Below are 7,779 nucleotides of genomic sequence, written 5' to 3' on the forward strand. Positions count from 1 at the left end.
GAATAATACAGACCGCCCTTGGGCTTGCCGTACAGGCCGCTTTTGATGCTGGTCAGCATGCGCTGCATGTCGAGCGTAGCCGCAGCGCGATCGCGGCGGCAAAACATCATCGACATGCCGGGCGCGACCCAATCGCCGATGGCGATGATTTTATTGGTCGGATCGATGCCGACCAGATTTCGCACCAGATAATCGGCGTCGCCGTCCGGGCGCTCGCTGCCCGGAATCGGCAGCCCGGCGAAGATGAGACCGCCGACGCGGTTCAGATCGCTCGCCAGGGTATCGCCAATGTCCGCCATGAAGACATCGAGCGCAGGCCGATCATCGAGTGTCATGATCAGATTGCGCTGGCAGCCGGTAATGGTGTGCGGTTTGGCGATGGGCGTGCAGCCCTGCGTGAGCCGCGTCGAGATGACGACCTCGCTCGCGAACAAGACCCCGGAGGCGCCGCCCCGGAGCGCGCGATTGGCGATTTGCACATTGCGGCGCCGCGAGCTGGTCAGGCCGCCGACGACAAACCCGCTTTCGATGTGATTGGTCAATTCGAGGATGATTTCGGCGATCGCGGCATTGGCTGGATCGCCGTGCACGACCGCGAAATTGGCCGGTGCTGAACCGCATTTCAGCGCGCGGTTCATGGAGGGGGCGCCGAGATCCTCGGCGCTGTTCAAACCCGAGAAAATACGGAACGAGCCCTTGTCGAAGGTTCCCAGCATTACTGCCAGCGCCGGCTGATCCAGGTACTCGCGGCCGCTTGCGCAAATGCCGATGCCGACGGCGCCCGTCCATTGCCGCACGCTGCTGTGCTGTTTCAAATACGCGAGAATCCTGCTTGTGTCGTCGGCAAGGTAGTCTGTAATGTAGAGGAAACCGAGGTTGGCGTCCTGAGCGGTGCCGTCGAGCTGCGTCAGGCACGCGTCGGCGGCGTCCTGCCACGTTGAGGCGGCGGCATGCGCGTAACTGAATTCGGGCATCGGGGAAGCGGGGTAATGACAGGGGTTGTGCCGAGTATAATGGCTTTGCCATCGGCATCAACTGCGGGCATCTATTGCGGAGGCGGCAAATCTTAATCGAAACACAGGAAACGATAACGACAAGCAATGAATCTCGACAGAGTCAATTCAGGGACTGACGTTCCCGACAACGTGAACGTGATCATCGAAATTCCGATGAACGCGGATCCGATCAAGTATGAGCTCGACAAGGAAACCGGCGCCCTGTTCGTGGACCGCTTCATGTCGACAGCGATGTTTTATCCGTGCAATTACGGCTATATCCCGCACACCTTGTCGGACGATGGCGATCCGGTCGACGTGCTGGTGATCAGCCCTGTGCCGCTGATCAGCGGCGTGGTCGTGCGTTGCCGGCCGGTCGGCATGCTGAGAATGACCGATGAGGCCGGCGAGGATTGCAAGCTGCTTGCCGTGCCGATCGACAAGATCATCAATGTCTACCGGCACATCAAGGATCCGAAAGATCTCGCCGAGCTCACGCTTGCGCGCATTTCGCACTTTTTCGAGCACTACAAGGATCTGGAAACCGGCAAATGGGTCAAGATCGAAGGCTGGGTCGGCGCCGACGACGCCAAAGCTGAAGTCATGGCCGGCATCGAGCGTTATCAGAATGCCGCGCAAAAACCGAGGTTCTAGGCCCGGCGGCCGCGGATGGGCGCTGTGGACGATTCGAGCGTGTTCACTATCCGGATTTTTTTGGAGATGGTTTCAAGTTTCCCGGAATTTTGTGTTGGAGCAGCTATCAGATTCTGATCAGCGCCCTGCTCGGTCGAGCGTTGAGCGCGCCATAACGTCCACCCCCGGAGGAGCCCGTGCACCGACGCGAATTCATAAAACTGTGTGCAGGCGCAACCGCCCTCGCCGCGCAGCAATCGCTGGCCGCTGACCAGCTCGCCCAACCGCGCTTCCACCAACGCGCGCTACTGATCGATCACGATGGGCAGCCATTGCAGGCGGGCAGGCTCGCTGTCAATCGCAACTACATATTCCATTATCCGTTTGCTGCGACACCGTGTTTTTTGCTGAATCTTGGCAAGCCCGCAGGCGCGGCGGTCAATCTCAAAACCAGCGACGGCAAGAGCTACGAATGGCCGGGCGGGGTCGGCAGCGGGCGCGCCATCGTCGGCTATTCGGCGATCTGCGCGCACAAGCTTGCGTATCCGACACGCCAGATCAGCTTCATCAGCTTCCGCGGCGCGGTCAACGCGGAAAGCCAGGCGCGCGCCAACACGATTCATTGCTGCGCCGAACACAGCGAATACGATCCGGCCGCAGGCGCGCGCGTGCTGGGCGGGCCCGCGCCGCAGCCGCTGGCCGCAATTCTGCTCGAACACGACAGAGCGAGCGACGGCCTGACCGCGGTGGGCACCCTCGGCGGCGAGCTATTCAACGCGTTTTTCGACAAATATAATTTCAAGCTCGCGCTCGAACATGGCCCCGGCGCGCAGCAATCGGTCGCAGGCCGAACGGTGGTCAGCCAAATGGAAAATTATTGTCAGCAGGAGATACGCTGCTAAGGGCCGCCTTTCCAACCACGGCCACCCTTTCACCACGAGGAGAAAACCATGAAAAACCTGATCGCGATCGCAGCAGGATCGGTATTGATCTCAGCCTGCGCCGGAATAGCCGGCACGACCGAAAAAAGCGCCGTCGCCTTTCTGCAGCCGACGCAAGGCAACCAGGCGAACGGCGCGGTGACGTTTTCGCAAAGCGGCAATACCGTATTCGCCGAAGCCAAAGTCGCGGGTTTGACGCCCGGCTCGCACGGTTTTCACATTCACGAAAAAGGCGATTGCAGCGCGCCCGATGCGACCAGCGCCGGCGGCCACTTCAACCCCGACGGTGCGCCGCACGGCGCGCCGCAGAGCGCAAAACGTCATGCCGGCGATTTGGGCAATTTGACCGCGGACAAGTCGGGCGAGGCGACTCTGAAGATTCGGGTTCCCGGCGTAACGCTTGCCGACGGACCGAATAGCATCAAAGGCAAAGGCGTGATCGTGCACGCCATGCCCGATGACTTGACTTCGCAGCCGGCCGGCAATGCCGGACCACGCATTGCGTGCGGCGTGATCAGTCTGCGTTGACCATGTGAATCGCTGGCCCGGACCGCGTGTAAGGCTCCGGCTACGGTGGCGCCGCAGCGATTGGCGCAGCCATGCCGATGCGCCGCGGCCTTCACCCCCGACCGGGCACGTTCACAGACGTCGCCCGGCAAGGCCAGCCGACCATTGGCGCGTTATACTGCAACTTCACCAAACACGCGGAGGCGATCATGCATTCACGCACGTTCTCGATAAGCTTGCTGTTAGCGGTTGCCAGCACCAGCGCCGTTGCGCACGATGAGGGCGCGATGGATGGCAGACTGCACAGCCATCCATCAGCAGAAACGATGATCGTCGATGCGCTGGTTGCGCGACCGCTCGGCATTATTGCGACTGTGATCGGCGCCGCGACCTGGGTCGTCTCGCTGCCATTCAGCCTGCCGAGCGGCAGCGCCGGCGAAGCCGCGCACACGCTGGTCGGCACCCCGGCGCGCTACACGTTCAACCGACCGCTGGGCGAGTTTCCGGACGACCACGGTTATTATCATGCGTCGCGCGGCGATGGCTATACCGAGTAGCGGCACGTTATTGCGGCAGAATAGGCGCTCGCCAGAGCATTGCGCATCAATCCCAAGCTCGACCGCGCCAGGTACGAGCTTGGTATGGCGCATCACAAGCTTGGCCATGTCGAGAAGGTTCGCGAGATCATCCAACATCTAGCGGTTTTCGATCCGAATTTCACCAATCAGTTGATGCAGGACAGCGGAGAAACCGTCCAGCTGCGCTGAGCCGAGTTTGCCCCGCCAAATCGAATATCCACGCCGACGGGGCGCGTGGCTCATCTTTCCTCATCTTTCATTCCGCCGCTCGCATCCGCTTGCCTGCGCTTTATTCGCTCGCATGAAAACAACCGTCCGCGTCGTCGATACGCTGCTGGCGATTACGCCTGACGACTGGAACAGGCTGGCCGTCGACGATCCGTTTCTGCGCCACGAATTCTTGTCGGCCCTGCACGAGACCGGCTGCGCGAGCGCCGAAACCGGCTGGGCGCCGGTTTTTATCACGGTCTGGCAGGGCGATGCGCTGCAGGCAGCGATGCCCTTGTATGTGAAGTCGCACTCCTATGGCGAATACGTGTTCGACTGGGCGTGGGCCGACGCCTACCAGCGCCACGGTCAACGCTATTACCCAAAGCTGCTCGGCGCCGTGCCGTTCACGCCGGTCACAGGCTCGCGCCTGCTGACCTGTGCGACGGGCGAGGCGCGCGACAATCTGGTCGATTCGCTGACGCAGGCTGCGCTCGATCTCGCGCGCGACCTCGATGTGTCGTCGCTGCACATCCTGTTTCCGCCCGAGCGTGAGGCGTGCGCGCTGAAGGCTGCCGGGCTGCTGGTGCGGCAAGGAGTGCAATTTCGCTGGCGCAACCGGATCGGACTCGCGGGAAACGATACCGGCGAGCAGGCGGCTTATGCGAGCTTCGACGATTTCCTCTCTGAATTGAACCATGCCAAGCGCAAAAAAATCCGTCAGGAACGGCGCAAGGTGGGCGATGCCGGAATTCGATTCGAATGGCTGCGCGGCGGCGACATCAGCGATGCGCATTGGACGTTTTTCAATCGCTGCTACCGTAACACCTATCGCCAGCATCATTCGACGCCGTACTTGAATCTGGCGTTTTTTCGGCGTCTGGGCCGCACCATGCCGCGGCACGTTCTGCTGATTGTTGCGTTGCGCGACAACGAACCGATCGCCGCCGCTCTGAATCTCTGCAACAGCGCCACCGTTTACGGGCGCTACTGGGGCGCGCTGGAATACCATCCGGGGCTGCACTTCGAGACTTGCTACTATCAGGCGATCGAGTTCTGCATCGCCAACCACATGCGCACAGTCGAAGGCGGCGCCCAGGGCGAGCACAAGCTCGCGCGCGGTTTCCTGCCGGCGCAGACGTGGTCGGCGCATTGGCTCGCGCACCCTGAATTCGCCGCCGCCATCGAGCATTATCTGGCGCGCGAAACATGCGGGATTGCAGGCTATATCGACGAACTGCACGAGAGCAGTCCGTTCAAAAGCGGTGCGGGGTATTGACAACGATCGTGCTGAAAGCGTCCCCACCCCGGTCCTCCCCAGCAAGTGTGGAGGGAGCGAACCGGAGCAGCGTACGGTTGCTTTGCCCCGCTAGGAATCATCTTCATTTTTTGTTACCTTCGAATCGATGCCTTCGATGAATCCAGCATGAAATTCTGCAGCAATTGCGGCCGTGCCGTCGTGTTCAAAGTGCCGCCTGGCGACAATCTGCCGCGCTATTCCTGCGACGCGTGCGCGGTCATTTATTACCAGAATCCGAAGATCGTCGTCGGCTGTATACCGGAATGGGAGGACAGGATTCTGCTGTGCAAACGCGCGATCGAACCGCGCTATGGACTGTGGACGCTGCCCGCCGGCTTCCTGGAAAACGGCGAGACGACAATGGCGGGCGCAGCGCGCGAAACGCTCGAGGAAGCGTGCGCCCGCGTTCAAATCGACACCTTGTATGCGCTGTACAACCTGCCGCACATCAACCAGATCTACATGCTGTTTCGCGCGCGCCTGCTCGATCTGGATTTTCGTGCGGGCGCCGAGTCGCTGGAAGTGAAGCTCTATGCCGAACCCGATATCCCGTGGCAGGAGATCGCGTTCGCGGCCGTACGCAAGACGCTGCTGCATTACTTCGAGGACCGCCAAGCCGGCCGCAGCGGCGGTCGGGTACACATCGGCACGATAGAAGCGCCGGCGGTATCGCCTGCCGCGATGAAAACGACGTAGCGTGGATTGAGGCTACCTCGGGTGCGAGTGCGGCCTACTCCTGCCTACGCCGCGCGCAACGCCTCGACGATGTTCAGGCGCGCTGCCCGCGCCGCCGGCAGAAAGCCGCCTATGAAACCCATGGCAAGCGCGAACAGCAGCGAATTCACGACGATCCGCAGGTTCAGCGTGAAGCCGAACGCCAGTTCCGAAAACGATTGCCAGTTCATGGTCGAAATCGTCATCAATTGCATCAGCGATGCCAGCGCGATGCCGGCAACGCCGCCGATCGCTGCCAGCAGCAGCGCTTCAACCAGGAATGCCGCGAGGATGTTTTTCTTCTGAAAGCCGAGCGCGCGCAAGGTGCCGATTTCGGCCGTGCGATTGGCGACCGAAGAATACATCGTGATCATCGCGCCGATAATTGCGCCGATCGAAAAAATCACCGACAGGCTGAGTCCCAGAATCTTGATGAAGTTCGACAGCAGCGCTGACTGCTCGGCGTAGAACAGGGTTTCGCGTTTGGCTTCGAGCGTCAGGCGCGGATCGCTTTCGATGCGCTCCTTGAGCGCGGTAAACCCGCGGCCGTCGGCGAGTTTGACGACGACCGAAGAATACACCGGGCGCCGGAACGCCTGCATCAATTGCACGGCGTCGCCCCAAATCTCCGATTCGAAGCCGCTGTTGCCGGCATCGAACACGCCGACCACGGTCCATTCGCGCAGGCCGAAGCGAAGCGTCTCGCCGATTCCGGCGCCGTTAAAGCGCTCGGCGATATTGCGGCCGGCGATGATTTCCGACGAGCCCGGCCGGAACATGCGCCCTTCGCTGATTTCGACTTGCGGGCGCAATGCGATCCCGGCTTCGCCGATGCCGCGCACGATGACGTTCGATGGCTTACCGGAATCGCGTTTCGGCAGCGTCACCAGCACCACGACTTCTTTGGATATCAGCCGCTCGCCGGCGCCATCGCGTGCGACCTCCGGATCGGTTTCGACGATCGCCGCCTGCGGCCGCTCGACACCGCTTTGCACCTCCGTACCGGCCGAGCGCCGCGTGACTACGACATTGTCATAGGAGCCGGTATCGACCAGCGTCTGGTTCAACCCCTGATCGAGCATCTGCACGGTCGCGAATACGAACACGACCATCGCCATGCCGCCCGCGGTCAGCAGCGTAGTGAGCTTGCGCGTCAGCAGATTGCGGGCGATGTAGGAAAAGGGAATCTTCATCCTGCTGACGCATCCGGCGACGCTTGGGTCAACGGCGGCGCGATGTCTTCGAGGCTGCGGCGCTCGGCGTCGACGCCGATAATCGCTTCGACCAGACCGGCTGCGATCATCAGCGCGGCGCCGAGCAGATAACCTGTCAGCACTTCCGACGTGAGCCCGGTTTCGATCAGATTACCGAACACCAGCGGCCCCGAGATGCCGCCGACCGCGGTGCCGATGGCGAAAAAGAACGCGATAGCCATGGCGCGGATTTCCATTGGAAAAATCTCGCTCGCCGTCAGATACGCCGCGCTGGCGCCGGCCGACGCGAAGAAAAACACGATCATCCACGCGATCGTCTGCGTCAGCGCCGTCAGCAATCCTTCGGCGAACAGGGCGCCGGTGAGCGCGAGCAGAAGGCCGGACAGAATGTAGGTGCCGGCAATCATCTTGCGCCGCCCTACGCTATCGAACAGCGGCCCGAGCAATGCCGGACCGAGGAAGTTGCCGATCGCAAACGGAATCAGGTACAGCGGCGCCGAGCCCGATGGGACGTTATAGAACGTGGTCAGCACCAGCACGTAAGTGAAAAAAATCGCGTTGTACAAAAATGCCTGGCCGGTGAACAGTGAGAAACACAGCAGCGAGCGCTTCGGATACAGGCTGAACATGGTCCGCGCGACCAGGACGAAGCCGATCGCGCCGCGCGGGCGTATCGTCAGCGGCCGCGCG

10 protein-coding genes are annotated in these 7,779 nt (G+C 61.5%); 7 read left to right on the plus strand and 3 right to left on the minus strand.

Features of this window, described 5'->3' with window-relative positions:
* The coding region (locus H0V78_08925) for an FIST C-terminal domain-containing protein (GenBank protein ID MBA2351892.1) at positions 1 to 974 on the minus strand (974 nt) is incomplete at its 3' end.
* A gap of 126 nt (positions 975 to 1,100) precedes the next feature.
* Between H0V78_08925 and ppa the strand changes: the two genes are divergently transcribed.
* From ppa to H0V78_08960, 7 genes are all read left to right on the plus strand, one after another.
* Positions 1,101 to 1,649 (plus strand): inorganic diphosphatase, encoded by a 549-nt coding sequence (gene ppa / locus H0V78_08930; GenBank protein ID MBA2351893.1) that lies wholly within the window; start codon positions 1,101 to 1,103, stop codon positions 1,647 to 1,649.
* A 176-nt stretch (positions 1,650 to 1,825) separates the two neighbouring features.
* Positions 1,826 to 2,530, plus strand: a complete 705-nt coding sequence (locus H0V78_08935; GenBank protein MBA2351894.1) for a (2Fe-2S)-binding protein — start codon at positions 1,826 to 1,828, stop codon at positions 2,528 to 2,530.
* A 48-nt stretch (positions 2,531 to 2,578) separates the two neighbouring features.
* A complete protein-coding gene (locus tag H0V78_08940; GenBank protein MBA2351895.1) occupies positions 2,579 to 3,097 on the plus strand; it encodes a superoxide dismutase family protein in 519 nt (172 codons plus the stop codon).
* Between the two features lie 188 nt (positions 3,098 to 3,285).
* Positions 3,286 to 3,633: a hypothetical protein gene (locus tag H0V78_08945; protein ID MBA2351896.1), complete on the plus strand. Its 348-nt coding sequence runs from the start codon at positions 3,286 to 3,288 to the stop codon at positions 3,631 to 3,633.
* A gap of 39 nt (positions 3,634 to 3,672) precedes the next feature.
* Positions 3,673 to 3,843, plus strand: coding sequence for a hypothetical protein (locus tag H0V78_08950; GenBank protein ID MBA2351897.1), 171 nt, complete (start codon positions 3,673 to 3,675; stop codon positions 3,841 to 3,843).
* Between the two features lie 112 nt (positions 3,844 to 3,955).
* Entirely contained in the window at positions 3,956 to 5,140 is a 1,185-nt protein-coding gene (locus tag H0V78_08955; protein ID MBA2351898.1) for an N-acetyltransferase, read from the plus strand.
* Positions 5,141 to 5,287: 147 nt separating this feature from the next.
* On the plus strand, positions 5,288 to 5,857 hold the full coding sequence (locus H0V78_08960; GenBank protein ID MBA2351899.1) for an NUDIX hydrolase: 570 nt from the start codon (positions 5,288 to 5,290) through the stop codon (positions 5,855 to 5,857).
* Positions 5,858 to 5,901: 44 nt separating this feature from the next.
* Here the strand turns inward: H0V78_08960 and H0V78_08965 are convergent, their stop codons facing one another.
* Both H0V78_08965 and H0V78_08970 read right to left on the minus strand, forming a co-directional pair.
* On the minus strand, positions 5,902 to 7,068 hold the full coding sequence (locus tag H0V78_08965) for an ABC transporter permease (GenBank protein MBA2351900.1): 1,167 nt from the start codon (positions 7,066 to 7,068) through the stop codon (positions 5,902 to 5,904).
* Positions 7,065 to 7,779, minus strand: a 715-nt coding sequence (locus tag H0V78_08970; protein MBA2351901.1) for an MFS transporter, incomplete at its 5' end; no start/stop codon positions are given. The genes H0V78_08970 and H0V78_08965, both read right to left, overlap by 4 nt.

It is taken from the genome of Burkholderiales bacterium, from assembly GCA_013695435.1.
Taxonomy (GTDB): domain Bacteria; phylum Pseudomonadota; class Gammaproteobacteria; order Burkholderiales; family JACMKV01; genus JACMKV01.